This window comes from Variovorax sp. J2P1-31 (genome assembly GCF_030317215.1).
Classification (GTDB): Bacteria; Pseudomonadota; Gammaproteobacteria; order Burkholderiales; family Burkholderiaceae_C; genus Variovorax.
In genome coordinates, this window is record NZ_JASZYA010000001.1 from 1675367 (window position 1) to 1702193 (window position 26827).

A 26827-nucleotide genomic window follows, 5' to 3' on the forward strand; every position below is an offset into this window, starting at 1 on the left:
CAGGCGCAGGTTCATGGGCTTTTCTTCCTGGAAGTCTTGGGCGTGGCTGGCTTCGAGGCTGGCGTGGTGGGGGTGGTGGAAACGGGTGCCGCGGTCGCGGCCCGGCGGGCCGCCTCGGCCTCGAGCATGGCCATCGCGTAGAGGTGCAGGCGCTCGGCCCAGGTGTCGATGCTCTGGGCCGACTTGAGCAGCGAGGGGCGCAGCGTGTCGACCAGGTCCTGCATCACGAACAGCTGCATCGCCAGGCCGCTCACGGCCAGCGCCAGCCGGTGCACATCGTCGTCGGCCTTCTTGACGCCGAGGTGACGGCACAGGATGCCCACCAGCGCCTCGTGCGGGCCGCGCACGTCGCGCTCGATCTCCTCGGCCCACTGGCTGGTCGGCTCGACCATCTCGCGCATGTGCAGGCGCATGCACTGGCGCACGATCTCGCCGCGCTTGAGGGGCTCGACATAGGCGTTCATGCACAGGCGCAGGGCCTCGCGGGTCGGCAGCGCCGGGTCCTCGAACAGCTTCACCAGGTCGTTGGCGCTGCCGCCCATGGGCTCGTTGAAGGTGGCCGCATAGAGGCCGGCCTTGTCGCCGAAGTAGTAGCTGATGGCGGCGATGTTCACGCCCGCGGCCTTGGCGATCTCGCGGGTCGAGGTCTTGGCGAAGCCGCCCTCGGCGAACAGGCGCAGCGCGGTGTAGAGGATGCGCGAGCGCGCCTCGACGCCGTCGCTGCGGGGGCCGCGGGAGGGCGGCGGTGGGGCTGTGGGCGTGGTCATGCGGCGCCCATTACAGCATGGAGATCAATCGATTGATTGACTTATTTTGTTTCGACGGCTGAAACATTCGTCGACGGCTGGCCGGCCATTCGGGCTCAGGCGCCATGCCGCCCGGCCAGCGGCAGGCATGGCGCCGGCACTCAGGGCGAGGGCTGGATGAAGTCGACAAAGGCGCGCAGCGGCGCCGGCAGCAGGCGCCGGCCCGGGTAGTACAGGAACGGGCCCGAGAAGCGCGGCCACCACGGTTCGAGGATCGGCTCGAGCGCGCCGCTGTCCAGGTAAGGGCGCAACCAGTCTTCGAACAGGTAGATCACGCCGGCACCGGCCACCGCCGCGTCCACCGCCAGGTCGGTCGTGGCGCCGAGCCGCACGATCAGCTGTCCCGCCACGTCCACGCGCAGCGACTCGCCGTCGCGTTCGAACTCCCATGGCGGCATCGATCCGCTGGCGAAGCGCCCGCGCAGGCATTCGTGGCCGAGCAGGTCGCGCGGGTGTTCGGGGCGACCCCGGCGCGCCAGGTAGGCGGGCGAGGCCGCGGCCGCAAAGCGCTGGGTGCGCGGGCCGATGGGCACGGCGATCATGTCCTGCTCCAACCGCTCGTCGTAGCGGATGCCGGCGTCGCAGCCCGCGGCCAGGACGTCGACGAAGCCGTCCTCGGCAATCACTTCGAGCGCGATGTCGGGGTAGGCGGCCAGGAAGCGCGGCACGATGGAGGGCAGCACCAGCCGCGCCGCGCTGATCGGCACGTTCAGCCTGAGCGTGCCGGCCGGCCGGTCGCGAAAGCCGTTCACCACATCGAGCGCGGCCTCGACCTCAGTGAGCGCAGGCCGCAGCCGCTCCAGCAGCCGCTGTCCGGCCTCCGTGGGCACCACGCTGCGCGTCGTGCGGTGCAGCAGCCGTACGCCGAGACGCGTTTCCAACCGGCGCACCGCCTCGCTGAGGCTCGAAGCGCTCACGCCGCTCAGGCGCGCGCCATCGCGGAAGCCCTTGGCTCCCGCCACCGCCACGAAGGCGTTCAGATCACCAAGGTCGACGTTCATTGTCTGGAATTCCGCACAGCCTGTGCCGATTGTGCAGGCTTATCAAGCAGCGATGCGCTGCCTAGACTGGCCTTGTCCCTTCAAACCCGCAGCAAAGAACACCATGTCCAGCCCACAAACTCCTGCCTCGTTCGCCCTCGGCGATCACACCGTCAAGCGCCTCGGCTATGGCGCCATGCAACTCGCCGGCCCGGGCGTCTTCGGCCCGCCCAGGGACCGGGCCGCGGCGCTGGCCGTGCTGCGCGCAGCGGTGGAAAGCGGCGTCGACCACATCGACACCAGCGACTTCTACGGCCCGCACGTCACCAACCAGCTGATCCGCGAGGCGCTGGCGCCGTATCGCCAAGACCTGGCCATCGTGACCAAGATCGGCGCGCGACGCGACGACAAGGGCGGCTGGTTGCCCGCGTTCTCCGCGCAGGCGCTGGCACAGGCCGTTGACGACAACCGGCGCAACCTGGGCCTGGACGTGCTGGAAGTCGTGAACCTGCGCATCATGTTCGACACCCACGGCCCGGCCGAAGGATCGATCGAGGCGCCGCTCACGGCGCTGGCCGAACTGCAACGCCAGGGCCTCGTGCGCCACATCGGCCTGAGCAACGTGACCCCCGCGCAGGTCGCGCAAGGGCGCGCCATCTGCCGCATCGCCTGTGTGCAGAACCACTACAACCTGGTGCATCGCCAGGACGACGCGCTCATCGACCAGTTGGCGCGCGATGGCATCCCCTATGTGCCCTTCTTCCCGCTGGGTGGCTTCAGCCCGCTGCAGTCTTCCGCGCTCTCCGGCATCGCAGAGCGTCTCGGTGCGACGCCCATGCAGGTGGCGCTGGCCTGGCTGCTGCGCCGCTCGCCGAACATCCTGTTGATTCCCGGCACCTCGTCGGTGGGACATTTGCGCGAGAACCTGGCGGCCGGCGCACTCGACCTGCCGCCCGATGCGATGGTTGCGCTGGATGGCGTGGCCGCGTCGAAGGCGGTCGACCGCTGAGTCGCGGTGGGCGGCCCGCCCTCGTGGATTCGACTTCGGTTCTCGGCCGGGAGCAGCCCTCCCGCACTGCTCATTCAGCCGTTCACTGGCCCGTCCCGATGATGGAATTTACCCGGGTGTTATTGACCAGGTAATTTAACCCGGGTAAAATTCAGGGCATGGATCAGGCGGTGCATGGCCGCTACCACCGTGACAAGGAAAAAAATGGACTCTTCCGCCAACCAGGCCCTGCGCTCGGCGCGGCGGGCCGCCGCGCGCCAGGCGCGTGACGCCTTCCCGCCCATGGGCATCTACGCCATCCGCGACAGCGCGAGCGGTCACCTGCTGCTCGGCGCGAGCCGCAACGTGCACGCGTCTCTCAATCGCGCTCGCTTTGAACTGCGCATGGGCAAGCACGCAGACCGGGTGTTGCAAGCCGAGTGGAACCGCAGCGGCGCGGACGGACTCCGCTTCGAAGTGCTGGAGCTCGTGAAGGAACGCAAGGATGCAGACTTCGACTACGCGGGCGAGCTGAAAGCGCTCGCGCAGGTCTACCGCGAACTGGAGGGGCTGAGGCCATGAGCGAGGAGGCCCTGCAAGCCTGCGTGGAGCGGCACCTGGCGCACGCGGCCCTGGTGGCTGTGCTCGACAATGAACTCGGCACCCATCACGGCCTGTCGTGGGCCGATTTCGTGCTGCTGACGGTGCTGGATGCCGCCGACGGCGCTGCGCCTGCAATGGCGCTCGCGCGCACCTTGCGCACGCCGGCCTCGCACCTGCTGCTGCGGCTGCTGCCGCTGGAAAAGACCGGGCTGGTGGCGCGCGTGTCAGACGGCGACGGCAAGCGCCGGGTCACGCTTCGCCCGCAAGGCAGGCGGCGGCTGCACGAGGCGCGGTACACGGCTGCAAACGCCTGTGCGCCCTGACGCCTTGTCGAAGCGCCGCTGCGGTGAAGAGAGCCGACCTGGGTCATGCGGCATAGGGGCCCCGCGACACAGGCAAGGGATGTCAGCTTGGGGCCGTCGGCTGCCTGCTCATTCGTCGTTCGACGCGCTTTGCTGAGGCCACCAGTTCACGCGGAGAGGTGCGACCGAAGGAAACGCGGCACCGGCCGGCCCTGCGAAGCCAGGAACCGCATCATCGGCCCGACCACCTGGCGCACCGCCATGCGCTGGCCGACGCGTTCGCGCCAGGCGACGAGGCGCGGCGTGGCATCGGTCATGCCGGCGCCTTTGCGGTCCGCGAACACGTGGGCCATGTACAGGGCGATGTCGGCGTAGGAGTAGCCGCCCGCGAGGTGCTCCTGCTCGGCGAGCAGCCCCTCCATCGCCTCGTAGTGCCGCGCGCAAGCCGCACAGGCTGCGATGGCGGGGGCGCTCTGCATCGCTTCCTGCAGGCCGAACAGCTGGACCACATTTGGAAAGAAGACCTCGTCGGCCAGGTGCTCGAGCTTGCGTGCCTGTGCACGCGCCGCCGCGTCGCTGGGCCAGAGGGCAGGGTGCGGCTGGAGGTCCTCGAAGTACTCGAAGATCTGCGTCGAGTCGAAGATCTCGACGGCCCCGTGGATCAGCACCGGCACCTGCTGCTTGGGATTGATGCGCAGCACCTCGGGGTGGCGTGGCGCGTAGCGGTCGTCACGGTCGAAGGGCACCATCACGCGCTCGAAGGCCAGCCCTTTCTCGAGCGCCGCGATCTCGGCCTTGGCGCCGAACATGCTGAGCGGGCCGGTGAACAATCGCATGGGGTCGGAGGTCATCGCGTCGTCGCGCCGTGAGGCAAGGAAAGCGTGTCGGCAGGATCGTATCCGAGCACCGGCCATCGGCCGAGTGCCGTCGAAGGGAGACGGGCGCCGCGGGGGCTTGCGCCGTGATGCGCCTCAGCGCTGCGAACACCCGTTGTGCCGTGGTGTCGCCGGGGGGCCTCGCGCGGAATGGCATCACGCGGTCGTCGAGCCCTCGGAATGCCTCCGAGACGCCGGGCGTCGGGGAAGGCAGCGTCTGCTTGCTGCGCGTCCCGATTCATGGCACAAGCTGACGTGTGACCTGACCTGACCTGACCTGAACTTGATGAGGAAAACCAACCATGTGTGATCTGGACGACCGGGAAGAGCTCAAGAAGTACACCCGCCGCGACTTCGGTACCTTGGCCGCGTCCGCCGGCCTGCTGACCGCGTTGCCCGGCGTGGCCAACGCGGTGGCGGTGGCCGAGCGCGAGGTGAGCATCACCACGGCCGATGGCGTCTGCGACGCGTACTTCGTCGCCCCCACCTCGGGCCCGGCACCCGGCGTGCTGGTGTGGCCCGACGTGTTCGGGCTTCGCCCGGCCTTCAGGCAGATGGGCCGGCGGCTGGCCGAATCGGGCTACAGCGTGCTGGTGGTGAACCCGTTCTACCGGCAGAAGAAGGCGCCCACCGCGGCGCAGGGCGGCCAGACGCCGATCGCCGAAGTGATGCCGCTGATGCAGGCCCTGACGCCGGCCATGCACCTGAGCGACGGCAAGGCCTTCGTGGCCTGGCTCGATGCCCAGAAGGAAGTGGACAAGGCGCGCAAGCTGGGCACCACCGGCTATTGCATGGGCGGCCCGATCGCGGTGCGCACGGCCACCGTGGCGCCCGAGCGCGTGGGCGCGGTGGGCACCTTCCACGGCGCCGCCATGGTGACCGCGGCGCCCGACAGCCCCCATCGCCTGGTGGGCCAGACGAAGGCGCGCTACCTGATCGCGGTGGCCGAGAACGACGACAAGAAGGACCCCGAAGCGAAGCTCACGCTGCGCGCCGCCTTCGAGAGCGCGAAGCTGCCCGCCGAGGTGGAGGTGTACCCCGCGGCGCACGGCTGGTGCCCGCCCGACACCCAGGTCTACGACGCGGCCCAGTCCGAACGCGCCTGGGCGCGGCTGCTGGCGACCTTCGGCACGGCGCTGGCCTGACCGCGGCGCCGGGGGCGCGGGCTCAGGGCAAGGGCGCGTCGCTCGCCACCAGCTGCGCCTTGCGCATCTCGTCCCAGAAGGCCGCGGGAATCACCGCCTTCAGCGCCGCCTGGTCCTCCGCGATGCGTTCCGGGCGGCTGGCGCCCGGGATGACGGCCGCGACGGCCGGGTTCGCCAGCGAGAACTGCAGCGCCGCGGCCTTGATCGGCACGCCATGGCGCTGGGCGATCGCCTGGATGCGCGCCACCTTGGCCAGGATCTCCGGCGGCGCCTTCTGGTACTCGAAGTGCGTGCCGCCGGCCAGGATGCCGGAGCTGTAGGGGCCACCCACGACGATGTCGACGTTCTGCCGCGCGGCGGCCGGCATCAGGCGCTGCAGCGCGCGTTCGTGGTCGAGCAGGGTGTAGCGGCCGGCCAGCAGGAAGCCGTCGGGCTTCGACTCCGCGAGGTCCAGCGTGAGTTCGCAGGGCTCGACCCGGTTGACGCCCAGGCCCCAGGCCCGGATCACGCCTTCCTCGCGCAGCCGGGTCAGCACGCGGAAGGCGCCGGTGCGCGCGATCTCGAACTGCCGCAGCCAGTCGTCGCCATGGAAGTCCTGGGCGATGTCGTGGACCCAGACGATGTCGATGCGGTCGGTCTTCAGGCGCTTCAGGCTGTCCTCGATCGAGCGCAGCGTGGCGTCGGCCGAGTAGTCGTCGACCATCCTGTTCGGCCGGCCGAACTCGAACAGCCCGCCTTTCTCGCCCAGCTCGCGGGCGGACGGGTCGACCACCTCGTCGAGGATCAGGCGGCCGACCTTGGTGCTGAGCACGTAGTCGTCGCGCCGGTGTTTGGCCAGCGCCTCGCCCAGGCGGATCTCCGCCAGGCCGGCGCCGTAGAGCGGTGCCGCGTCGAAGTAGCGGATGCCGCTGTCCCAGGCGGCGTCGACGGTGGCGAGCGCCTCGGCCTCGGGAATGTTGCGGAACATGTTGCCCAGCGGGGCGGTGCCGAAGCCGAGTCGGCCGGTGAGTTGGTCGCGGATGCGCATGGTGTCTGGCGGGAAAAGTGAATCAGGAATGGGAGTGTGGGCTGAGTGCTTGATGCTGTCCAAGACATAATTCGACCAACTTGAGTCACTGAAGGTCTTAGATGCTGGACATTCGCCAACTGGCCTACTTCGTGGCCGTCGCCGAGGAAGAACACGTCGGGCGCGCGGCCGAAAAGCTGCACATCTCGCAGTCGCCGCTGAGCCGCCAGATCGCCCAGCTGGAGGAGAAGCTCGAACTCACCCTGTTCGAGCGCAGCCAGCAGCGCATCCGCCTGACGCGCGACGGGCGCACCTTCCTGGCCGAGGCGCGCGCCTTCCTCACCCATGGCCACCGCCTGCAGGCGATGGCGAAGCGGCTGGGCAAGGGCGACGAGGGCGGCCTGTGCATCGGCTACATCGAGAACGCCATGCACTCCGGCCTGCTGCCTGCGGCCTTGCGCACGCTGCGCGCCGGCCGCCCGAAGGTGCATGTGGCGCTGTACAGCCTGCGCTCGCCCGGGCAACTGGAAGGCCTGCGCCAGCGCAGCCTGGACATCGCGCTGCTGTGCGACCCGCCGGCGCGCGACGACCCCGACCTGGACTGCGCCCAGGTGCTGAGCGACCCGATGCTGCTCGCGTTGCCCGAAGCGCATCCGCTGGCCGCGCGTGCCGTGCTGGCGCCGGCCGACCTGGCCGGCCAGGAATGGATCGCGGTGATGCAAGAGGAGGATGCGCTGCGGCACGACAACTTCGTGGCCGCCTGCACGCGCGCCGGCTTCATGCCGGACGTGCGGATGGAAGCCAGCGAACCGCTGACCGCCCTGGGCCTGGTGGCGTCCGGACTGGGCCTGGCGATGGTCCAGAGCAGCCTGCGGCACCACGCGCCGGCCGGTGTCGTGCTGCGCGAAGTGCCATGGTTCGACCACCGCACGCCGCTGTGGGCCGCCTGGCACAAGGTCAACCTGCGGCCGCTGGTCGGCATTTTTCGCGAGACCTTGCTGGCGAGCGTGGACCTCGGCCGGGGCAAGGCCCCCGCGGCGGATGCGGCGCCGCCGGCCAAGGTCCGGGGAAACCGGCGCTGAGGCGAGGGCGTCGGGCAAGGGCCGGCAGCGCTCGCGCTACGATCCCGCGCATGCCTACCGTCCCGGCGCCACCGCCCGCGCTCCCCCTCGACCCCCAGGGCATCCTCGCGCTCGCCGCGCGCTCGATGTTCCACCTGTTCTCCAGCATCAGCCAGGGCATGTTCCTGGTCGACCGCAGCGGCCGCATCGTCTGGGTCAACGAGGGCTACAAGCGCTTCCTGCCGGCGCTGGGGTTCAGTTCGGTCGACCAGTTCGTGGGCCGGCCGGTGGAGGAGGTGATCCACAACACGCAGATGCGCGAGGTGCTGGAAAGCGGCAAGCCGATCCTGATCGACCTCTTGACCAACAAGGCCGGCACCTTCGTCGTGAGCCGCATCCCGCTGCATGCCGAGGTGGCGGGCGCTGAGGGCGACGCTGCGCTGGGCGAGGTGATCGGCGCGATCGGCATCGTGCTGTTCGACCATCCGCAGACCACGCTGCAGCCGCTGATCAGCAAGTTCGCGATGCTGCAGCGCGACCTCGACGACGCGCGCCGCGAGCTCGCGACCCAGCGCAACCATCCGCTGTGGAAGCAGGCCGGCGCCGACGGCCAGCGCCGCGCCAAGCACACCTTCGCCAGCTTCATCGGCAGCAGCCCGGCGGCGGTCGACGTCAAGCGCCATGCGCGGCGCGCGGCGCAGTCCTCGAGCCCGGTGCTGCTGCTGGGCGAGACCGGCACCGGCAAGGAACTGCTGGCGCATGCGATCCATGCGGCGTCGGCGCGCGCCAACGGTCCCTTCGTGAGCCTCAACATCGCGGCCGTGCCCGACACGCTGCTCGAGGCCGAGTTCTTCGGCTTCGCGCCGGGCGCCTTCACCGGTGCCGACCGCAAGGGGCGCGAGGGCAAGTTCAAGCTGGCCGACGGCGGCACCTTGTTCCTCGACGAGATCGGCGACATGCCGCTGGCGCTGCAGGCCAAGCTGCTGCGCGCGCTGCAGGAAGGCGAGATCGAGCCGCTGGGCTCGAACAAGCTGGTGCCCTTCGATGCGCGCGTGATCGCCGCCACCTCGCGCGACCTGCCGGCGCTGGTGCGCGACGGGCGCTTTCGCGAAGACCTGTACTACCGGCTCAACGTGCTGCCGCTGCGCGTGCCGCCCCTGCGCGAGCGCCGCAGCGACATCCCCGCGCTGGTCGAAGCCCTGGGTGAAGACATGGCGCAGCGCAGCGGCGAGGCCCCGCCCGAGCTGCTGCCGGACGCGCTGGCGCTGCTGGCCGCGCAGCACTGGCGCGGCAACACGCGCGAACTGCGCAACGTGCTGGAGCAGCTGGCGATGCGCAGCGACGCGACCCGGATCGACGCGGCCGAGGTCAAGCGCGTGCTGGCCGAGACCGGCCTGGAGAAGATCGCCGCGCCCGAACCGCTGGTCGCGATCGGCGACGACGCCGACCAGGCCCGGCTGCTGCGACCGATGGCCGAGCAGATCGCGGAACTCGAGCGCCGCGCCATCGCGGCCGCGATGGCCACCACCGGCGGCAACAAGCTCGCGGCTTCGCGGCTGCTGGGCATCTCGCGCGCCACGCTGTACGACCGGATGGCGGAGGACTGAACCGCCATCGTCCGTCCGGCGCCATGACGCAGCGCAGCCATCGCTTTCGTCATGGCGCCGGAGGCGTCGGCCTCAGAAGGCGTGACGGATGCCCAGGTCGTAGCCGGTCGACGTGCGCGGCGTGAAGCTCGCGTTGTTGACCAGCGCCGGGCCGCCTGTGACCAGGGCCGCGCCGTTCCTGTTGCGGACCTGCGCCACGGTGGCGTAGAGCGCGGTGCGCTTCGACAGGTTGTAGACGTAGCCCAGTGCGAGCTTGCGGGCCTTGGGGTCCGGCAGCGTGGCCATCCCCGGGGGCGTCACCCGGTTCAGGTCGTAGTCGACCTGCGACCAGGAGGCCCGGAGCAGGCCGGCACCGACGGGCGCCGTCAGGCCCAGCAGGAAGCCGGTCGTGTCGACGTCGGGCGTTCGCACCGGCGGCGCGGCGTCGTAGGCGCGGCGCGTCCGCAACCTGGAGACCTCGCCCAGCAGCTTGACGACGCCGAAGTCGTAGGACGCGCCCAGGTTCACGGTCTTGACCGAATCCGTGGTGCCGGCATCGTGGTTGTCGCCGATGGCGCTGTTGCCGTAGGCGATCGCGATGTCGAGCGGCCCGCTCGCGTACCCGATGCGGCCGCCGACATAGCGGCCCGTGCGCGTGCTGTTCGCGGCCACGGGCGTCGACGAGGGCTGGGACGATCCGACGTTCTCGGGCAGGGAATACTGGAGTTCGCCATAGACGCCGCCCAGGTTCGGCGGCAGGAAGTACCCGACGCTGTTGCTGGTGCGCACATAGTTGGGATTGCCGCCGAAGGTGCGCGTGCCGGTCGGCAGCGGATAGAGCTGCGCCGCCATGAGCAGCGTGGCGCCGGCCCCCACCGTGCCGAAGGGGTCGTACACCGTGTCGTTCCAGAAGGTGGCAGCGTAGTCGCGCCCCAGGCGCACCTCGCCCCAGGGGCCCGAGAGGCTGACGGTCGAGCGGCGCGTGAAGCTCAGGCCGCCGACGTTGCCGTCGTCGTTCGTGAGCTGCCCTTCGAGCCAGAACCCTGCCGCCATGCCGCCTCCCAGGTCTTCGGTGCCACGGAAGCCCAGGCGGCTCGAGTTGTAGCCCGAGTTGGTCAAGGCCGTCTGGCTGGTCCTGACGCTGCCCTGGTTGACGGCCCCGGGGCGCTCGTCCTGCGAGCGGTTGCTGTAGCCGCTGAGCGCGGCATCGACGACGCCGAACAGCGTGACGCTCGACTGCGCCGATGCCAGCCCCGTGGCCGCCAGTGCGGCGCACGCCACCCAGGCGCGCCGCGCCGGGCGCTTCGGGAGCGTGCGGATGACGATGCCTCCGAGGTGTCGAAGCCATGGGGACGGCCGCTGGGCCTCTTGCCGGCGCGCGTGAATTCTTTCCATCTGAGCTTTCTCCCTGTGCAGCCCCGGGACATCCGAGGCCTTCTTTTTCTGGAGGCCGATGGTAGGAAAGGAGCGCCGTCCCGGCGATGGTCGAGTGCAGCGAGGTGATAGCGAAAGAACTCAGTTTCTTTTCAGTTCACTTTTCTTATTCATGTTGCGTGTGCCGGTGACGCTTTCGATCGCATTTCGTTCAGTGCGAGGCCACATAGGCCGAGCCCGGCCCCGGGTGCGGCAGCGCGAAGGCCTTCTTCATGCGCTCGGCTTCCTCGACCGGGCTGAGCCCGAACATGCGCTTGAACTCGCGGCTGAACTGCGAGGCGCTCTCGTAGCCGACCTGGCCGCTCGCGGCGGATGCCGTCATGCCGCTGCGCACCATCAGCAGCCGCGCCTGGTGCAGGCGCGTGGACTTCAGGTACTGCATGGGCGAGGTGTGGGTCACGGCCCTGAAGTGGCTGTGGAAGGAGGGCACGCTCATGCCGGCCTCGCTCGCCAGCTGGTCGACGTCGAGGGCTTCCGGGTAGTCGCCGTGGATCCGGCGGATCGCCTTGGCGACCTTGCCGAACTGCCCCTTGGCCGCGAGCGCCGCGCGCATCGACGGCCCCTGCGCGCCGGTGAGCACGCGGAAGTAGATCTCGCGCACCAGCGCGGGCCCGAGGATCGCGGCTTCGAGCGGGGAACCCATGGCGCGCAGGAAGCGCAGCACCACCTCCTGCAGGGCCGCGTCCATGGGCGTCGACATCAGTCCCTGGGGCGGCGCATCGGCCGCGCTGCCGGCCGCGTCGAGCTGCAACGCCAGGGCGCTGGCGACGGTGAAGTCCAGCCGCAGGTAGATCGCGAGCAGCGGTTCTTCCGCGCTGGCGTCGGTCTCCATCGAGAAGGGCACGGGCACCGACACCGCGAGGTAGTGCTGCGCGTCGTAGAGGTAGGTGGTCTCGCCCAGGAAGCCGCGCTTGCGCCCCTGGCACACGATCACCACGCCCGGGTCGTAGAGCACCGGCGCGCGGCGCAGCGGCCGGTTCGAGCGCAGGAAGCGCACGTCGGGCAGGGCCGTGAGGTTGTAGCCCTCGTCCGGCGCGAGGGCCGCGAGCAGCGCGACCATCTGGCGCGCGACCGGGGCGGAGGTGCCGGGGAGGGCGTTCATGGAGCTGAGTCTTTCAGGCAGTGGTTGCCGTTGTTTTACACCTTCAGTTGCACGCCTGCCTCTTCAGCTCTCATAGTTTCAGGCAAGGATGCGAGACGCGCAGGCCTTCGCACGCAGGGCATCGACTCCTAGCATCGGTGCACTTCATCCAGGCCTGCAGGCCGCCGCCCCTCCGTCGGCGGGCCGGCGCAGGCGCCTTGCAAGGAACGCCATGAGCACCCCCATTTCCCGTGTTTTCCTGATCACCGGCGTGAGTTCCAGTTTCGGCCAGGCCCTGGCCTCGGCCGCGCTGGCCGCCGGCCACACCGTCGTCGGCACGGTGCGCAGCGACGCAGCGCGTGCGGCCTTCGCGTCGCATGCCAGCGGCCGGGCGCATGCGCTGCGGCTCGACGTGACCGACTTCGAGGCCATCGCGCCGGCCGTGGCGGCCGTCGCGCAGCGCGTCGGCCCCATCGACGTGCTGGTCAACAACGCGGGCTACGGCCACGAGGGTGTGCTGGAGGAGTCGAGTCTCGACGCGATGAAGCACCAGTTCGACGTCAACGTCTTCGGTGCGGTGGCGATGATCAAAGCGGTGCTGCCCGCCATGCGCGAGCGCCGCGCGGGCCACATCCTCAACATCACCTCGATGGGGGGCTTCATCACCCTGCCGGGCATCGCCTACTACTGCGGCAGCAAGTTCGCCCTCGAAGGCATTTCCGAGGTGCTGGCGCAGGAGGTCAAGGGCTTCGGCGTCAAGGTCACGGCGGTGGCGCCGGGCTCCTTCCGCACCGACTGGGCCGGGCGCTCGATGGTGCGTGCCGAGCGCAGCATCGCCGACTACGACGCGCTGATGAACCCGGTCCGCGCGGCACGTCAGGCCAAGAGCGGCCAGCAGGCCGGCGACCCGGCCAGGGCCGCGCAGGTGCTGCTGGACCTGGTCGAGCAGCGCGATCCGCCCGTGCACCTGCTGCTGGGCACCGACGCGCTCGCGCTGGTGCGCGCCAAGCTCGGCACGATGGGCGCGGAGATCGCGCGCTGGGAAGGGGTGTCGGCCTCGACCGACTTCGCCTGAGCCGGAGCCTCAAGCCGTCGGCACCGTCCCGCCGTCGATCACGTATTCGGCACCGGTGATGGCGGCGGCGCGCGAGGACACGAGGAAGCCGACCAGTTCGGCCACTTCCTCCGGCCGCGCCGGGCGGCCCAGCGGGATGCCGCCGAGCGAGGCCATCAGCGCCTGCTTCGCGCCGTCGTAGTCGGTGCCGCCCTTGCGCGCGATCTCGTTGACCAGTCCGACCGCCGCCTCGGTCTCGACCCATCCCGGCGACACGCGCACCACGCGCACGCCCTGGGGGCCGACTTCCTTCGACAGGCTCTTGCTGTAGGTCGACAGCGCCGCCTTGGCCGCGGCGTAGGCGGTGGTGGCTTCGTGCAGCGGCAACTGCCGCTGGATCGAGGTGACGTGCACGATCACGCCGCTGCGTTGCGCCAGCAGGCCGGGCAGCAAGGCGCGGTCGAGGCGCACCGCGGGCATCAGGTTCTGGTCGAGCGCCTGCTGCCATTCATGGTCGTCGAGCACGGCGAAGCCGCCGGCCGGCGCGGACGAGCCGCCCACCCCATGCACCACGATGTCGACGCCGCCCCACTGCGCCTGCACGGCCGCGGCCACGGTGGCGCAGCCGTCGGCGCTGGACACATCGGCTTCGACGAAGCGCACGCCCTCGGGCAGCGCGCCGGCTGGCGGTCGCTGGCGTGCCGTCGTCAGCACGGAGGCACCGGCATGCGCCAGATGGGCCACGACGGCCTGGCCGATGCCCTTGCTGCCGCCGGTGACCAGGGCGCGGAGGCCCTGGAGATCGTTGCCGAACGAGGAAGAAGAAAAGGGAGAAGAGGGCGTCATGCGGGGTCGCTTTCAAGGCTGGATGGCAAGGCCTCGATGCTCGCGATACCCTCGTGCCATGACAAGAACGCACCTCGAAGTAAGCGCTCCGGAAAAGGGCAAGCAACGGCCCCGCTACACGCCGCTGTCGGCCGCCATCGACGTCGAAGCGGCGCTCGGGTTGCTCGAAGGGCGGTGGAAGCTGGTCATCCTGTTCCAGCTGTTCGACGGCAAGGTGCAGCGCTTCTCCGACCTCGAGAAACGCATCGACGGCATCTCGCAGAAGATGCTGGCCCAGCAACTGCGCCAGCTCGAGGCCGATGGCCTGGTGGAACGCAGGGCCTACGACGAGCTGCCGCCGCGCGTCGACTACCGGCTCACGCCCTGGGGCCAGGCGCTGTGCCCGGCGCTCGATGCGATCCTGGTGTGGACCGAAGCGCGCGAGGCGTCAGCCGGCTGAAGCCAGGGCCAGCACCATCGACACCTCGACCACCCCGCCGCCCGGCAGCGAAGCCACGCCGATGGTGGTGCGTGCGGGCAGCGGCGCGTCGGGGAAGGCGCGCTGCAGCACGGCCGAGGCGGCGTTCATCACCGCGGCGTGCTGCGTGAAGTCGGCGGTGGCCTGCAGGTAGCCGGTCAGCGTGACGACCTTGCTCACCGCGGCCAGGCTGCCGAACTCGTCTTCCACGGCGCGCAGGATCGCAGTCACCGCGGCCACGGCGGCGGCTTCGCCGCGTGCGACGTCGTCGGGCCCGGCCAGCACGCCGGTGATCGGCTTGCCCTCGTGGCGCCCGACCACGCCGCTGGAATGCAGCAGGCCGCCGGCCTGGGAAAAACTGGCGTAGAGGCCCGCGGGCCGGGCACGTTCAATGGCTGTCATGGCTTTCTTTCGAAGAAGGGGATGGCATCGCCCGGGCTTCGCCGCGCAGCCAGCAGCCTTCCGTGGTCGCGGTGGCCGCCGGCAGCCGCACGAAGATGGCCGAGGGCGAACCCATGGCCTCGCCCTGGCGCACGGTCACGAGTGTCGCAGCCTCGCCGACCAGCCCCGCCTCGCGCAGGCCCCAGGCCAGTGCCGCGGCCGCGATGCCGGTGGCGGCGTCCTCGGGGTAGCCCGAGGACTTGGGGAACTGGCGCGCGCTGACCGTGGCCTCGGCACCGTCCGCCACCGCATAGGGATAGAGGCCGGTCGAACCCAGGCACTCGCACAGCGCCTCGACGGCGGTGAAATCGGGCCGCAGCGCATGCAGTGCCTCGACGTTCTGCAGCCGCACCAGGGTCTTGACCCGGCTGGTCGAGGCGTTGAGCACAGTCCCGAGGATCTGTGTGGGCGTGATGCGCAGGCAGCGCGCGATCTCGTCGCGCAGCACCTCGCCCACGGCCTGCACCGTGGCACGCGGCTGGCTGATCTCGACCAGGCCGTCGACATGGCGGCCGTGCACCGTGCCGCTCAGGGTCTCGACGGTGGTGGGCCGGCCGCTCCAGTGGCCGTCGCGGTGCAGCAGCCACAGTGCGCCGAGGGTGGCGTGGCCGCACATCTCCATCTCGTGGCGCGGCACGAAGTAGCGCATGCGCCAGTCGTGCGCCGCGGGGTCGGACGCGCGCAGCACGAAGACCGACTCGTGGCCGCTGGCGCGCGTGCGCTCCTGCATCTGGGCGGTCGAGAGTCCGTCGGCCGCGAGCCACACCGGGGCCGGGTTGCCGCCGCGCTCGCTGCCGGGGCTGGGGAAGACGCGAATCAGTTCCATGGGCTCAGTCCGCCTTGGCGTTGACGGAACGCGCGATGCCGCCCCACAGCGCGATGTCGGTCTTGATCTGCGCGGCGAACTGCGCCGGGCTCAGCGTGAGCGGCGCCACCCCCTTGGCCAGCATGTCGGCGCGCAGCGCGCGGTCCTGCAGCGCGCGGTCGAGCGCGGTGCGCACACGCAGCACCAGCTCCGCGGGCGTGGCGGCCGGCGCCATCAGGCCGTACCAGAGCGCGGGCTGGAAGTCCTTCACGCCGCCGGCCTCGAAGGTCGGCAGGTCCTGGAACACGGCCGAGGGCTCGCTGATGGCCAGCGCGCGCATGCGGCCGGCGCGCACCTGCGGCACCAGCGCGGTCGGGTTGTCGAACAGCACCTGGATCTGGCCGCCCATCAGGTCCGACTGCGCGGGCGCGGCGCCGCGGTAGGGGATGTGCGTCATCTCGATGCCGGTGCGCTGTTTGAACAGCTCGGCCGCCAGGTGGCTGGAGGTGCCGTTGCCGATGCTCCCGTAGTTGAGCGCGCCCGGATGCTTCTTCGCATGCGCGATGAATTCGGCCAGGGTGCGCACCGGCAGCGCGGGCGTCACCACCAGCACGAAGGGCGTGCTGCCGATGGTGCCCACGGGCGTCAGGTCCGCCAGCGGGTCGTAGGGCAGCTTGGGGTAGACGGCCTGGGCCGAGGCGATGGTGGTGGTGGTCGCCGCCACCAGCGTGTAGCCGTCGGCCGGCGCCTTGGCACCGTAACCCGTGCCCACCGTGCCGCCCGCGCCCGCGCGGTTGTCGATGATCACCGGCACGCCGAGTTCGGCCTGCAGCCGCACCTGGACCGAGCGGAAGATCACGTCGGTGCCGCCGCCCGCGGGAAAGGGCACGACTATGGTGACCGGCCTGGCCGGGTAGGGCGGGGCCGACCAGGCGATGGCCGGGCCGAGCAGCGTGGCGGCCGCGGCGGCGAGCCAGGTCCGGCGGAGGATTCTCGAGGTCATTGCATGTTCCTTGCATGTGCGATGCGACGGCTTCCGATTCTGTCGAGCGCAGCACGGCGCATGCACCCGATCGCGACGCCGGCACCGCCAATTGCGACAATCCCATGACCATGCAACGCCCGCCACCGCCCGCGCCGCCGCCGCCGATGTCGCTCTTCGCCGAAGGGGCGGCCCGGCGCGCGACCATGGTCGCGAACACGCGCGAGGGCTACGCGACCGCGCTGCACGCGCACGACTGCGACATGCTCTTTGTGCCGGTGGCGGGCCGCTTCGACCTGCTCGACGCACGCGGCGAAGCGATGCAGTCGGCCCCCGGGGACTTCGTCTGGTTCGCGGCCGGCGCGGCCCATGCGACCGCCGCGCAGACGCTGCGCCAGACCCATCTCGCGGTCTACATCGATCCGGATTTCTGGAGCACCGCCCTGCGCGCGAACGGCGTGCAGCGGCCGCCGCAGGGCATGCGCGCGGGCAGCGCGGCGCTCGCCATGCTGTCGCAGAAGATGCTGGAGGTGGCCCGCGCCGGCTCGGGCGCCGACAGCGACAACGGCGCGGTGTACTGCGGCGCGCTGATCATGGAAGCCGCGCGCCTGAGCGCTAACCCGCTGCTGCAGGAACGGCGCACGCCCGCGCGCATGGTGGCGCAGGCGCTGGCCGACGCGATCGTCGGGGACCTGTCGCAGGCGCTGCCGCTCGAGGCCTTCGCGCTGCGGCATCGGCTGTCGCGGCGCCAGGTCGAACGCAGCTTCCGCGCCGAGTTCGGCATGTCGCCGCTGGCCTTTCAGCAGATCCAGCGCGCCGACCGTGCACGCTACCTGCTCGCCACCACATCGGACTCGGTGCTGTCGGTCGCGCAGCAGGTGGGATGGGAGTCCGGCTCCCACCTGGCGCGCGTGCTGCAGAAGACCTGGGCCCTCACGGCCGCTGAAATCAGAGCAAGCAGTCGCACCATCCCCTGAACGAAAAAAGGCCCCGCAAAGCGGGGCCGATGTCCGTGAGACACCGCGGAACCGGCTTTGCCGGGCCGCAGGTGTCGCCCCCGGAGGGGGAGGGCGAAGCGACACGAAGTGCGCGAGACTTCGGGGGAGAGTCAAGTGCTACCGCGGAACCGGCTTTGCCGGGTCACGGGTGTCGCCCCCGGAGGGGAGGGCTGAGCGACACGAAGTGCGCGAAGCCTTCGGGGGCGGACCTGATCAGAGGCTGATTTCGGTGATCTTCGCGCCGTTGATCGACACGCCCGCTTCCAGGCCCACGTTGGTCAGCACGAAGCCGACCACCGGTTGACGGATGGTGTTGGTGTCGACCGAGCCATTGGCACCGATGTTGGCGACCGCCACGGTGGCGTCGGCGCCGGCGGTCCAGCCCTTGCTCGCGCGGAACTTGGCCAGGGCGTCCTGGGTGTTGAACAGGAAGATCACGGCCTTGGATTGCGCGCCGGCCTGGAAGCCGATCGAACCCGCGGTGGTGCTGTAGTAGGCCTGGGTGCGGCCGCCGGTGCGCAGTGCGCCGCGTCCGTACTCGGCGCCGACGCCGAAGCTGGCGCCGACCACGGCCGGGAAGACCAGCACGCCGGCCGACTTGGCGACCATTTCACGCGAGCCCGGCACGGTGTCGTAGAGCTTCGACAGGGATGCAGTGACCTGCGCATCGATCGAGGCACGCGACGACGTGTTGGTGCCGGTGTCACCCGGACGGGTCGTGGTGCAGCCGACGAAGGCGACGCTGCAGGCCGCGATCGCGGCGGTGGTGACGAGGGTGCGGATCTTGAAGGTTTGCATGGTTCGAATTCCTTGTATGAATCGGGCCTGCCGGTCCCGCATCTGCGGCGGGAAATCAAGCGGCCCGGACGGATGCTAAGTCGGCTGGCAGGGCGAAAAACGCACTGAGGGAGACGGCCTACGCGAAGTCGGGCGGTTTGGGAGCCCGGCGCAGGGCTTCTTTCCGACCTCTGGAAAACCCTGATCGAATTTCAGGCAATTGACTGAAAAATGAACATGGCAAATGGATGAAACAAGGTCGGCCGGCCTGGCGCCGAATGAAAAGTCGTTTGCAATCAAGTGTTTCCGGGTTGGCACAATATGTGCAATATTCAGTCATTCCAACCAGGAGACATCCACATGAACCGTCGCCACCTCGTCGCTCTGGCCGCCTTGGCCACCTGCACCGCCGCCCTCACGGCGCATGCGCAGTCCAACGAAATCCGCATCGCCCACGTCTACAGCAAGACTGGCGCCCTCGAGGCCTACGGCAAGCAGACGCAGACCGGCCTGATGATGGGCCTGGACTACGCCACCGGCGGCACCATGATGGTCAACGGCAAGAAGCTGGTCGTGATCGAGAAGGACGACCAGGGCAAGCCCGACCTCGGCAAGTCGCTGCTGGCCGCGGCCTATTCCGACGACAAGGCTGCGCTGGCCGTGGGCCCGACGGCGTCGGGCGTGGCGCTGGCCATGCTGCCGGTGGCCGAGGAGTACAAGAAGATCCTGATCGTCGAGCCCGCGGTGGCCGACTCGATCACCGGCGACAAGTGGAACAAGTACATCTTCCGCACCGGCCGCAACAGCTCGCAGGACGCGATCTCGAACGCGGTCGCGGTCGACAAGGCCGGCGTCACGGTCGCCACGCTGGCCCAGGACAACGCCTTCGGCCGCGACGGCGTGAAGGCCTTTGCCGGCGCGCTCAAGAAGGCCAAGCTGGCGCACGAGGAGTACCTGCCGCCCGCCACCACCGACTTCACCGCCGGTGCGCAACGCCTGATCGACAAGCTCAAGGACGTGCCGGGCCGCAAGATCATCTGGATCGTCTGGGCCGGCGCGGGCAACCCGTTCAAGATCGTCGACCTCGACCTCAAGCGCTACGGCATCGAGATCGCCACCGGCGGCAACATCCTGCCCGCCATGGCGGCCTACAAGAGCCTGCCGGGCATGGAAGGCGCGGCCTACTACTACTTCGGCATCCCGAAGAACCCGGTCAACGAGGCACTGGTCTCGGCCCACTACAAGCAGTTCAAGACGCCGCCGGACTTCTTCACGGCCGGCGGCTTCTCGGCCGCGATGGCGGTGGTGACGGCGCTCAAGAAGACCAACGGCGACACCAGCACCAACAAGCTCATCAGCACCATGGAAGGCATGAGCTTCGACACGCCCAAGGGCAAGATGACCTTCCGCAAGGAAGACCACCAGGCGATGCAGTCGATGTACCACTTCAAGATCAAGGTCGACCCGGCCTTCGCCTGGGGCGTGCCGGAGCTGGTGCACGAGATCAAGCCCGAAGAGATGGACATTCCTATCAAGAACAAGCGCTGAAAAAGCGGGCTTGGCCGGACGCAGAAAGCGCAGAGAACGCGCAGAAGACGCAGAAGGAATCGGATCTTCCTTTCCGCTGTGTCTTCTTCTGCGACCTCTGCGCAAACTTTGCGTCCTCTGCGTCCGGTATCCGTTCCCTCTCCCCATCTCCCATGCTCGTCACCCAAGACCTGACCATTCGCTTCGGCGGCCATGTGGCCGTCAACGCGGTGTCCTGCGCCTTCGCTCCCGGCACCCTGACGGCCATCGTCGGGCCCAACGGCGCGGGCAAGACCACCTACTTCAACCTGATCTCCGGCCAGCTCAAGGCCAGCGCCGGCACGGTGTCGCTAGACGGACGCGACTTGTCGGGCCTGTCGCCCTCGGCGCGCACGCACGCGGGCCTGGGACGCGCCTTCCAGCTGACCAACCTGTTTCCCAACCTCACGGTGCTGGAGAACGTGCGGCTCGCGGTGCAGGCCACGCGCGCGGGCGCGCACCGGCGCGGGCTCAACCTCTGGAGCATCTGGAGCGACCACCGCGCGCTGACCGAGCGGGCCGACGAGCTGCTGCGGGAGATCAACCTCAAGGCCAAGGAACACGCCACCGTGGCCAGCCTGCCGCACGGCGACCAGCGCAAGCTCGAGGTCGCGCTGCTGATGGCGCTCGAGCCGCAGGTCTTCATGTTCGACGAACCCACGGCCGGCATGAACGCGGCCGAGGCGCCGGTGATCCTCGACCTGATCCGCCGGCTCAAGCAGGACAAGACCAAGACCATCCTGCTGGTCGAGCACAAGATGGACGTGGTGCGCGAGCTGGCCGACCGGATCATCGTGCTGCACAACGGCACGCTGGTGGCGGACGGCGAACCGGCCGAGGTCATCGCTTCGCCGATCGTGCAAGAGGCCTATCTGGGCGTGGCGAAGGAAAGCGCATGACGATCCCCATGAATTTTTCCCTCCCCCCACGGGGGAGGGCAGGGGTGGGGGCCGACGGCCTTCGCGTCTTCACGGCTGCACGACCGCCGCTGGCCCCCATCCCAACCTTCCCCCAGAGGGGGAAGGAGCAGTACCGATGACCACTTCCAACAATCTCCTGACGCTCGAAGGCGTGCAGACGCACATCGGGGCGTACCACATCCTGCACGGCGTCGACCTCGTGGTGCCCAAGGGCCAGCTCACCATGCTGCTCGGGCGCAACGGCGCGGGCAAGACCACCACGCTGCGGACCATCATGGGCCTGTGGCACGCGTCCAAGGGCAGGGTGCATTTCAACGGCAAGGACATCACCGCGCTGCGCACGCCCGAGATCGCCGCGCTGGGCATCGCCTACGTGCCGGAAACGATGGGCATCTTCGCGGACCTCACGGTCAAGGAGAACATGCTCTTGGCCGCGCGCGCCGCGAAGAACGCCGACGCGATCGACGACACGCGGCTGAAGTGGATCTTCCAGCTGTTCCCGGCGGTCCAGAAATTCTGGAACCACCCGGCCGGCAAGCTGTCGGGCGGGCAGAAGCAGATGCTGGCCGTGTCGCGCGCCATCGTCGAGCCGCGCGAGCTGCTGATCATCGACGAGCCCAGCAAGGGCCTGGCGCCCGTGATGATCAACAACATGATCGACGCCTTCGCCGAGCTCAAGCGCAGCGGCGTGACGCTGCTGCTGGTCGAACAGAACATCCACTTCGCCCAGCGCCTGGGCGACAGCGTGGCGGTGATGGACAACGGCCGCGTGGTGCACAGCGGCGCGATGGCCGCGTTCTCCGCGGACACGCAACTGCAGCAATCGCTGCTGGGACTCGCGCTATGAAGTACTCGACGTATGGCTCCCTCCCCCGCCGGGGGAGGGTTGGGGTGGCGGCGCGCGGCCTTCGACACAGCGCGGCCTTGCAAGTGCCGTCGGCGCCCATCCCATCCTTCCCCCACAAGGGGATGGCGCAAGAAAAGGGCGTGCAGCCATGAAAGCATCCGATCTCGACTGGAAACCGCTGCTGCTGGTCCCCGTGCTCGCGCTGGTCGCGCTGCCGCTGACCGGCTCGCTCTCGACCTGGCTCACGCTCACGGTCGCGGGCCTGGCGATGGGCATGATCATCTTCATCATCGCCTCGGGCCTGACGCTGATCTTCGGGCTGATGGACGTGCTGAACTTCGGCCACGGCGTGTTCATCGCGCTGGGTGCCTTCGTCGCCAGCAGCGTGCTGGGCCTGATGGGCGACTGGACCGGCTCGGGCGAGCTCTGGCGCAACCTGGTCGCGGTGTTCCCGGCCATGCTGGTCGCGATGCTGGTGGCCGGCGCGGTCGGCCTGGCCTTCGAGCGCTTCATCGTGCGGCCGGTCTACGGCCAGCACCTGAAGCAGATCCTGATCACCATGGGCGGCATGATCATCGGCGAGGAGCTGATCAAGGTCATCTGGGGCCCGGCGCAGATCCCGCTGCCGCTGCCCGAGGCGCTGCGCGGCTCGGTCTTCGTGGCCGAGGCGGCGATCAGCAAGTACCGGCTGCTGGCGGTGGCGGTGGGCCTGGTGGTGTTCGGCCTGCTGGCCTGGACGCTGGGCCGCACGAAGATCGGCCTGCTGATCCGCGCCGGCGTGCAGGACCGCGAGATGGTCGAGTCGCTGGGCTACCGCATCGGCCGGCTGTTCGTCGGCGTGTTCGTGGTCGGCAGCGCATTGGCCGGCCTGGGCGGCGTGATGTGGGGCCTGTTCCAGCAGAACCTGATCCCGCAGATGGGCGCGCAGGTCAACGTGCTGATCTTCATCGTGATCATCATCGGCGGCCTGGGCTCGACCGGCGGGGCGCTGATCGGCGCGCTGCTGGTCGGCCTGATGACCAACTACATCGGCTTCCTGGTGCCCACGCTCACGCAGTTCGCGAGCATCTTCCTGATGGTCGCCGTGCTCCTGTGGCGGCCGCAGGGTGTGTACCCCGTGGCGAGCAGCCGATGAACGGGCCACTCGGACTTCCGGACGCAGAAGGAAGCCAAAAGATGCGCAGAGGGCGCAGAAATGCGCTTTCCATTTCGAAGCCGTTCCTTTTGCGTTCTCCGCGAAACCTTCGCGTCCTCTGCGTCCTGACCCCGCTTCCGCTTTTTTCTGGCGCAAACCCATGCTGAAAAGACTTCTCTCCAACGACATGCCGCGCAGCCGCGTGCTCGCCGTGCTGCTGCTCGCGGTGCTGCTGGGCCTGGCCTTCGCCCCCTTCGCGTTCCCGGGCGTCAAGGCGCTCAGCGTCGCGGCCAAGATCCTGGTCTTCGTGGTGCTGGTCGCCAGCTTCGACCTGCTGCTGGGCTACACCGGCATCGTGAGCTTCGCCCACACGATGTTCTTCGGCATCGGCGCCTACGGGATCGCGATCGCGGCCAGCCGCATGGGCCCGAGCTGGGGCGCGGTGGCCACCGGCCTGGGCGGCGCGCTGGCGCTCTCGCTGGTGCTGGCACTGGCCATCGGCCTGTTCTCGCTGCGGGTGCGCGCGATCTTCTTCGCGATGATCACGCTGGCGGTGGCCGCGGCCTTTCAGACGCTGGCCTCGCAGCTGTCGGAATTCACCGGCGGCGAGGACGGCCTGACCTTCAAGCTGCCCGAGCTGATCTCGCCCAGCTTCGAGTTCGCCGAAGAACCCTTCTTCGGCGTCTCGCTCGACGGCCGGCTGCTGTGCTACTACCTGCTGTTCGTGGTGGCGGTGGTGCTGGTGCTCGCGCTGCTGCGCATCGTGAACTCGCCCTTCGGTCGCGTGCTGCAGGCGATCCGCGAGAACGAGTTCCGCGCCGAGGCCATCGGCTACCGCGTGGTGGTCTACCGCACCACCGCCGCGGTGCTGTCGGCGCTGTTCGCCACGCTGGCCGGCGCGATGCTCGCGATCTGGCTGCGCTACAACGGGCCCGACACCTCGCTGAGCTTCGAGATCATGGTCGACGTGCTGCTGATCGTGGTGATCGGCGGCATGGGCACCATCTACGGCGCGGCCATCGGCGCGGTGCTGTTCGTGATCGCGCAGAGCTACCTGCAGGACCTGCTGCGCCTGGGCAACGAGGCCGCGAGCGGCCTGCCATGGCTGGCGGCGCTGCTGTCGCCCGACCGCTGGCTGCTCTGGCTGGGCGTGCTGTTCGTGCTGTCGGTCTATTACTTCCCGACGGGCATCGTCGGCAAACTGCGTACGCGTGCTGCACGATGAACCCGACTTCCCACTACGCGCAATTGCTCGGCCGCGAGATCCACTGGATGGACTGGGGCCCGAAGGAGGGCTCCGCCGTGATCGCCTGGCATGGCCTGGCGCGCACCGGCCGCGACATGGACGAACTGGCGGCGCACTTGGCAGGCCAGGGCTTTCGCGTGATCTGCCCCGACACCCTTGGCCGTGGCCTGAGCCAGTGGAGCCCGGTGCCCGACGAGGAGTACCAGCTCTCGTTCTACGCCCGGCTGGCCGAGGCGCTGTGCGACCACCTGCAGCTCGCGCGCGTGCACTGGATCGGCACCTCGATGGGTGGCGCGATCGGCACGGTCTGCGCATCGGGCCTCTTCGTGCCGCGCATGAAGCAGCGCATCGCGAGCCTGGTGCTCAACGACAACGCGCCCGAGCTGGCCTCGGCCGCGATCGAACGCATCAAGGCCTATGCGGGCAACCCGCCGGCCTTCGACACCGTGGCCGAGCTCGAGGCCTTCTTCCGCACCGTCTACAAGCCCTACGGCTGGCTCAGCGATGCGCAGTGGCGCCGGCTCACCGAGACCTCGACCCGCCGCCTGTCCGACGGCCGCGTCACGCCGCACTACGACCCGAAGATGGTGCGCCAGTTCACCGCGCACGACGACGACTACGGCATCTGGCCGCACTGGGACGCGATCGAGGCGCCGGTGCTGTGCCTGCGCGGCGTCGACTCCGACCTGGTGCTGCCCGAGACGGTGGTCCAGATGCGCGGACGCGGTCCAGGCGCGGCCGGCCGGCTGCAGGTGATCGAGGTGCCGGATTGCGGCCATGCGCCTGCGCTCAATGTGCCGTCGCACCTCGATCCGATCGCGGCCTTCATCCGCGCCGCACAGACCTGATCCCGGGAATGTGCGCACGGTCGCGCGGACCGTGCACGCGGCGGGTCTTTGCGCGACAAGGCACAGTGCTGCCTTTTCGCAGAAAGGATTCGCACGCATGACCTGGCTCTACCTTGCCTTCGCGATCGTGGCCGAAGTGGCCGCGACCTCGGCGCTCAAGGCCTCCGAAGGGTTCACCCGCCTCGGCCCCTCGGTGCTCGTCGTCGTGGGCTACGGCATCGCCTTCTTCCTGCTCTCGCTGACGCTGCGCACCATCAGCGTGGGCGTGGCCTATGCGATCTGGTCGGGCGCCGGCATCGTGCTGGTGTCGGTGGTCGGCCTGGTGCTGTTCAAGCAGCGGCTCGACGGCCCGGCGATGCTCGGCATGGGCCTGATCGTCGCGGGCGTGGCGGTGATCCAGCTGTTCTCCAAGACGGCCTCGCACTGAGGTCGAGACAGTCGATTCAGCGCTTCTTCGCGCCGAAGATGCTGCCCAGCACGCCGCGCAGGATCTCCTTGCCCAGGCCGGTGCCCGCGGTGCGCACGGCCGACTTGGCCATGGTCTGCACCAGCCCGTCGCGCTTGCCGCCGCGCGGGCCGGTGGAGCCGAACAGCAGGTCGTTCAGGCCGCCCATCATGCCGCCGGCCTCGGCCGCCGCGGTGCCGGGCTTGCCGCCCGCGGCGACCGGTGCATCGGGCGCGGTGGCGGTGCGTTCCTTGAGCTTCTCGTAGGCCGATTCGCGGTCGACCACCTTCTCGTAGACGCCCGCGACCAGCGAATTCGCGATCAGCTGCTGGCGCTGCGCCGCGGTGATCGGCCCGAGTTGGCTGGCCGGCGGCAGCACGAACACGCGCTCGGTCACGCTGGGCCGGCCCTTCTCGTCGAGCAGGCTCACCAGCGCCTCGCCCACCGCGAGCTCGGTGATCGCGGCCTCGATGTCCAGGCCCGGCTTCGGGCGCATGGTGGTGGCCGTGGCCTTCACCGCCTTCTGGTCGCGCGGCGTGAAGGCGCGCAACGCATGCTGCACCCGGTTCCCCAGTTGGGCGAGCACGGTATCGGGGATGTCCAGCGGGTTCTGCGTGACGAAGAACACGCCCACGCCCTTGGAGCGCACCAGCCGCACCACCAGTTCGATGCGTTCGACCAGCGCCTTGGGCGCGTCCTTGAACAGCAGGTGGGCCTCGTCGAAGAAGAACACCAGCTTGGGCTGCTCGGGGTCGCCGATCTCGGGCAGCTGCTCGAACAGTTCGGACAGCAGCCACAGCAGGAAGGTGGCGTAGAGCCGTGGCGCGTTCATGAGCTTGTCGGCCGCGAGCACGTTGACCACGCCCTTGCCGCCCACGGTCTGCATGAAGTCCTGGATGTTGAGCATCGGCTCGCCGAAGAACTTGTCGCCGCCCTGGCTCTCGATCTGCACCAGGCCGCGCTGGATCGCGCCCACGCTGGCCGCGCTGATGTTGCCGTAGGCGGTGGTGAACTGGCTTGCGTTGTCGCCCACGTGCTGCAGCATCGCGCGCAGGTCCTTCAGGTCGAGCAGCAGCAGGCCGTTGTCGTCGGCGATCTTGAACACCAGGTTGAGCACGCCGGCCTGGGTCTCGTTGAGGTCCAGCATGCGGCCCAGCAGCAGCGGCCCCATGTCGGAGATGGTGGCGCGCACCGGGTGGCCCTGCTCGCCGAACACGTCCCACAGCGTGACCGGGCAGGCCAGCGGGGCAGGGGGCTCGATGCCGCGTTCCTTGAGCGTGGCGGCGAGCTTCGCGCCGATGCTGCCGGCCTGGCTGATGCCGCTGAGGTCGCCCTTCACGTCGGCCATGAACACCGGCACGCCGATGCCCGACAGCTGCTCGGCCAGGGTCTGCAGCGTGACCGTCTTGCCGGTGCCGGTGGCGCCGGTGACGAGGCCGTGGCGGTTGGTCAGGCCGGGCAGCAGGAAGCACTCGGTGCTGTCGTGGCGGGCAATCAGAAGCGGGTCGGCCATGGGGGCTCCGGTCGGGTCGAAAGTGGCCAGTCTATCCAAGGCGCCCTCCTATAATTCGCCGATTAACGCCTTTGTTTCGT

At 69.4% G+C, this 26827-nt stretch carries 28 protein-coding genes; 16 read left to right on the top strand and 12 right to left on the bottom strand.

Annotation, left to right across the window (positions count from 1 at the left end; translation table 11 throughout):
* Nucleotides 1-11 precede the first annotated feature (11 nt).
* Both QTI20_RS07690 and QTI20_RS07695 read right to left on the bottom strand, forming a co-directional pair.
* Complete coding sequence (locus QTI20_RS07690; RefSeq protein ID WP_286548705.1) at nucleotides 12-767, bottom strand: TetR/AcrR family transcriptional regulator; 756 nt, start codon at nucleotides 765-767, stop codon at nucleotides 12-14.
* Between the two features lie 140 nt (nucleotides 768-907).
* Nucleotides 908-1807, bottom strand: a complete 900-nt coding sequence (locus QTI20_RS07695) for a LysR family transcriptional regulator (protein ID WP_286548703.1) — start codon at nucleotides 1805-1807, stop codon at nucleotides 908-910.
* Between the two features lie 103 nt (nucleotides 1808-1910).
* Here QTI20_RS07695 and QTI20_RS07700 point away from each other — a divergent pair, with 103 nt between their 5' ends.
* The 3 genes from QTI20_RS07700 (at nucleotide 1911) to QTI20_RS07710 (ending at nucleotide 3700) form a co-directional block, all read left to right on the top strand.
* Nucleotides 1911-2795 carry an aldo/keto reductase family oxidoreductase gene (locus QTI20_RS07700; protein WP_286548701.1) on the top strand — a complete coding sequence of 295 codons (885 nt, stop codon included), beginning with the start codon at nucleotides 1911-1913 and terminating at the stop codon, nucleotides 2793-2795.
* A 204-nt stretch (nucleotides 2796-2999) separates the two neighbouring features.
* Entirely contained in the window at nucleotides 3000-3356 is a 357-nt protein-coding gene (locus tag QTI20_RS07705; RefSeq protein ID WP_286548699.1) for a GIY-YIG nuclease family protein, read from the top strand.
* Complete coding sequence (locus tag QTI20_RS07710) at nucleotides 3353-3700, top strand: hypothetical protein (protein WP_286548698.1); 348 nt, start codon at nucleotides 3353-3355, stop codon at nucleotides 3698-3700. Before QTI20_RS07705 ends, QTI20_RS07710 begins: the two co-directional genes overlap by 4 nt.
* Before the next feature lie 146 nt (nucleotides 3701-3846).
* Here the strand turns inward: QTI20_RS07710 and QTI20_RS07715 are convergent, their stop codons facing one another.
* Nucleotides 3847-4515, bottom strand: a complete 669-nt coding sequence (locus QTI20_RS07715; protein WP_286574172.1) for a glutathione S-transferase family protein — start codon at nucleotides 4513-4515, stop codon at nucleotides 3847-3849.
* 341 nt (nucleotides 4516-4856) lie between these two features.
* Between QTI20_RS07715 and QTI20_RS07720 the strand changes: the two genes are divergently transcribed.
* A complete protein-coding gene (locus QTI20_RS07720; RefSeq protein WP_286548695.1) occupies nucleotides 4857-5699 on the top strand; it encodes a dienelactone hydrolase family protein in 843 nt (280 codons plus the stop codon).
* 22 nt (nucleotides 5700-5721) lie between these two features.
* Here QTI20_RS07720 and QTI20_RS07725 read toward each other — a convergent pair whose 3' ends face one another.
* On the bottom strand, nucleotides 5722-6726 hold the full coding sequence (locus tag QTI20_RS07725; RefSeq protein WP_286548693.1) for an aldo/keto reductase: 1005 nt from the start codon (nucleotides 6724-6726) through the stop codon (nucleotides 5722-5724).
* Nucleotides 6727-6827: 101 nt separating this feature from the next.
* Between QTI20_RS07725 and QTI20_RS07730 the strand changes: the two genes are divergently transcribed.
* Both QTI20_RS07730 and QTI20_RS07735 read left to right on the top strand, forming a co-directional pair.
* Nucleotides 6828-7787: a LysR family transcriptional regulator gene (locus QTI20_RS07730; RefSeq protein ID WP_286548692.1), complete on the top strand. Its 960-nt coding sequence runs from the start codon at nucleotides 6828-6830 to the stop codon at nucleotides 7785-7787.
* A gap of 50 nt (nucleotides 7788-7837) precedes the next feature.
* Complete coding sequence (locus QTI20_RS07735; protein ID WP_286548690.1) at nucleotides 7838-9373, top strand: sigma-54 interaction domain-containing protein; 1536 nt, start codon at nucleotides 7838-7840, stop codon at nucleotides 9371-9373.
* Nucleotides 9374-9445: 72 nt separating this feature from the next.
* Here the strand turns inward: QTI20_RS07735 and QTI20_RS07740 are convergent, their stop codons facing one another.
* Together QTI20_RS07740 and QTI20_RS07745 are read right to left on the bottom strand one after the other, a co-directional pair.
* Nucleotides 9446-10747, bottom strand: a complete 1302-nt coding sequence (locus QTI20_RS07740; protein WP_286548688.1) for a porin — start codon at nucleotides 10745-10747, stop codon at nucleotides 9446-9448.
* Between the two features lie 190 nt (nucleotides 10748-10937).
* A complete protein-coding gene (locus QTI20_RS07745; RefSeq protein ID WP_286548686.1) occupies nucleotides 10938-11888 on the bottom strand; it encodes an AraC family transcriptional regulator in 951 nt (316 codons plus the stop codon).
* 211 nt (nucleotides 11889-12099) lie between these two features.
* Here QTI20_RS07745 and QTI20_RS07750 point away from each other — a divergent pair, with 211 nt between their 5' ends.
* On the top strand, nucleotides 12100-12942 hold the full coding sequence (locus tag QTI20_RS07750) for an oxidoreductase (protein WP_286548684.1): 843 nt from the start codon (nucleotides 12100-12102) through the stop codon (nucleotides 12940-12942).
* A gap of 9 nt (nucleotides 12943-12951) precedes the next feature.
* Here the strand turns inward: QTI20_RS07750 and QTI20_RS07755 are convergent, their stop codons facing one another.
* Nucleotides 12952-13767, bottom strand: coding sequence for an SDR family oxidoreductase (locus QTI20_RS07755; protein ID WP_286548682.1), 816 nt, complete (start codon nucleotides 13765-13767; stop codon nucleotides 12952-12954).
* A 58-nt stretch (nucleotides 13768-13825) separates the two neighbouring features.
* On the opposite strand from QTI20_RS07755, the gene QTI20_RS07760 reads away from it, so the two are divergent.
* The gene (locus QTI20_RS07760; protein WP_286548679.1) at nucleotides 13826-14206 is read left to right on the top strand and encodes a winged helix-turn-helix transcriptional regulator; all 381 of its coding nucleotides are present in this window, start codon (nucleotides 13826-13828) and stop codon (nucleotides 14204-14206) included.
* On the opposite strand, the gene QTI20_RS07765 is transcribed toward QTI20_RS07760, so the two are convergent.
* Genes QTI20_RS07765 through QTI20_RS07775 form a run of 3 tightly spaced genes read right to left on the bottom strand, consistent with a single transcriptional unit; the run spans nucleotide 14195 to nucleotide 16473 of the window.
* Nucleotides 14195-14626: a RidA family protein gene (locus QTI20_RS07765; RefSeq protein WP_286548677.1), complete on the bottom strand. Its 432-nt coding sequence runs from the start codon at nucleotides 14624-14626 to the stop codon at nucleotides 14195-14197. The two genes, QTI20_RS07760 and QTI20_RS07765, sit on opposite strands and share 12 nt — an antisense overlap.
* Entirely contained in the window at nucleotides 14613-15491 is an 879-nt protein-coding gene (locus QTI20_RS07770; protein ID WP_286548675.1) for a PhzF family phenazine biosynthesis protein, read from the bottom strand. The genes QTI20_RS07765 and QTI20_RS07770 overlap by 14 nt, the downstream gene beginning before the upstream one ends.
* A gap of 4 nt (nucleotides 15492-15495) precedes the next feature.
* Nucleotides 15496-16473 carry a Bug family tripartite tricarboxylate transporter substrate binding protein gene (locus QTI20_RS07775; RefSeq protein ID WP_286548672.1) on the bottom strand — a complete coding sequence of 326 codons (978 nt, stop codon included), beginning with the start codon at nucleotides 16471-16473 and terminating at the stop codon, nucleotides 15496-15498.
* A 104-nt stretch (nucleotides 16474-16577) separates the two neighbouring features.
* Between QTI20_RS07775 and QTI20_RS07780 the strand changes: the two genes are divergently transcribed.
* The gene (locus QTI20_RS07780; protein WP_286548669.1) at nucleotides 16578-17429 is read left to right on the top strand and encodes an AraC family transcriptional regulator; all 852 of its coding nucleotides are present in this window, start codon (nucleotides 16578-16580) and stop codon (nucleotides 17427-17429) included.
* 234 nt (nucleotides 17430-17663) lie between these two features.
* On the opposite strand, the gene QTI20_RS07785 is transcribed toward QTI20_RS07780, so the two are convergent.
* Nucleotides 17664-18248 carry a BPSL1445 family SYLF domain-containing lipoprotein gene (locus QTI20_RS07785; protein WP_286548667.1) on the bottom strand — a complete coding sequence of 195 codons (585 nt, stop codon included), beginning with the start codon at nucleotides 18246-18248 and terminating at the stop codon, nucleotides 17664-17666.
* A gap of 339 nt (nucleotides 18249-18587) precedes the next feature.
* Here QTI20_RS07785 and QTI20_RS07790 point away from each other — a divergent pair, with 339 nt between their 5' ends.
* From QTI20_RS07790 to QTI20_RS07820, 7 genes are all read left to right on the top strand, one after another.
* Entirely contained in the window at nucleotides 18588-19775 is a 1188-nt protein-coding gene (locus tag QTI20_RS07790; protein ID WP_183025995.1) for a substrate-binding domain-containing protein, read from the top strand.
* A 152-nt stretch (nucleotides 19776-19927) separates the two neighbouring features.
* The gene (locus QTI20_RS07795) at nucleotides 19928-20692 is read left to right on the top strand and encodes an ABC transporter ATP-binding protein (protein ID WP_286548665.1); all 765 of its coding nucleotides are present in this window, start codon (nucleotides 19928-19930) and stop codon (nucleotides 20690-20692) included.
* 136 nt (nucleotides 20693-20828) lie between these two features.
* Entirely contained in the window at nucleotides 20829-21560 is a 732-nt protein-coding gene (locus tag QTI20_RS07800) for an ABC transporter ATP-binding protein (RefSeq protein WP_286548662.1), read from the top strand.
* A 148-nt stretch (nucleotides 21561-21708) separates the two neighbouring features.
* Nucleotides 21709-22695 (top strand): branched-chain amino acid ABC transporter permease, encoded by a 987-nt coding sequence (locus QTI20_RS07805; RefSeq protein WP_183026784.1) that lies wholly within the window; start codon nucleotides 21709-21711, stop codon nucleotides 22693-22695.
* Between the two features lie 160 nt (nucleotides 22696-22855).
* On the top strand, nucleotides 22856-23920 hold the full coding sequence (locus QTI20_RS07810; protein WP_183026785.1) for a branched-chain amino acid ABC transporter permease: 1065 nt from the start codon (nucleotides 22856-22858) through the stop codon (nucleotides 23918-23920).
* Entirely contained in the window at nucleotides 23917-24789 is an 873-nt protein-coding gene (locus QTI20_RS07815; RefSeq protein ID WP_286548659.1) for an alpha/beta fold hydrolase, read from the top strand. Before QTI20_RS07810 ends, QTI20_RS07815 begins: the two co-directional genes overlap by 4 nt.
* A 97-nt stretch (nucleotides 24790-24886) precedes the next feature.
* Nucleotides 24887-25216 (top strand): DMT family transporter, encoded by a 330-nt coding sequence (locus tag QTI20_RS07820; RefSeq protein WP_183026787.1) that lies wholly within the window; start codon nucleotides 24887-24889, stop codon nucleotides 25214-25216.
* Nucleotides 25217-25232: 16 nt separating this feature from the next.
* Here the strand turns inward: QTI20_RS07820 and QTI20_RS07825 are convergent, their stop codons facing one another.
* Nucleotides 25233-26747, bottom strand: a complete 1515-nt coding sequence (locus QTI20_RS07825) for a helicase HerA-like domain-containing protein (protein ID WP_286548656.1) — start codon at nucleotides 26745-26747, stop codon at nucleotides 25233-25235.
* Nucleotides 26748-26827 lie beyond the last annotated feature (80 nt).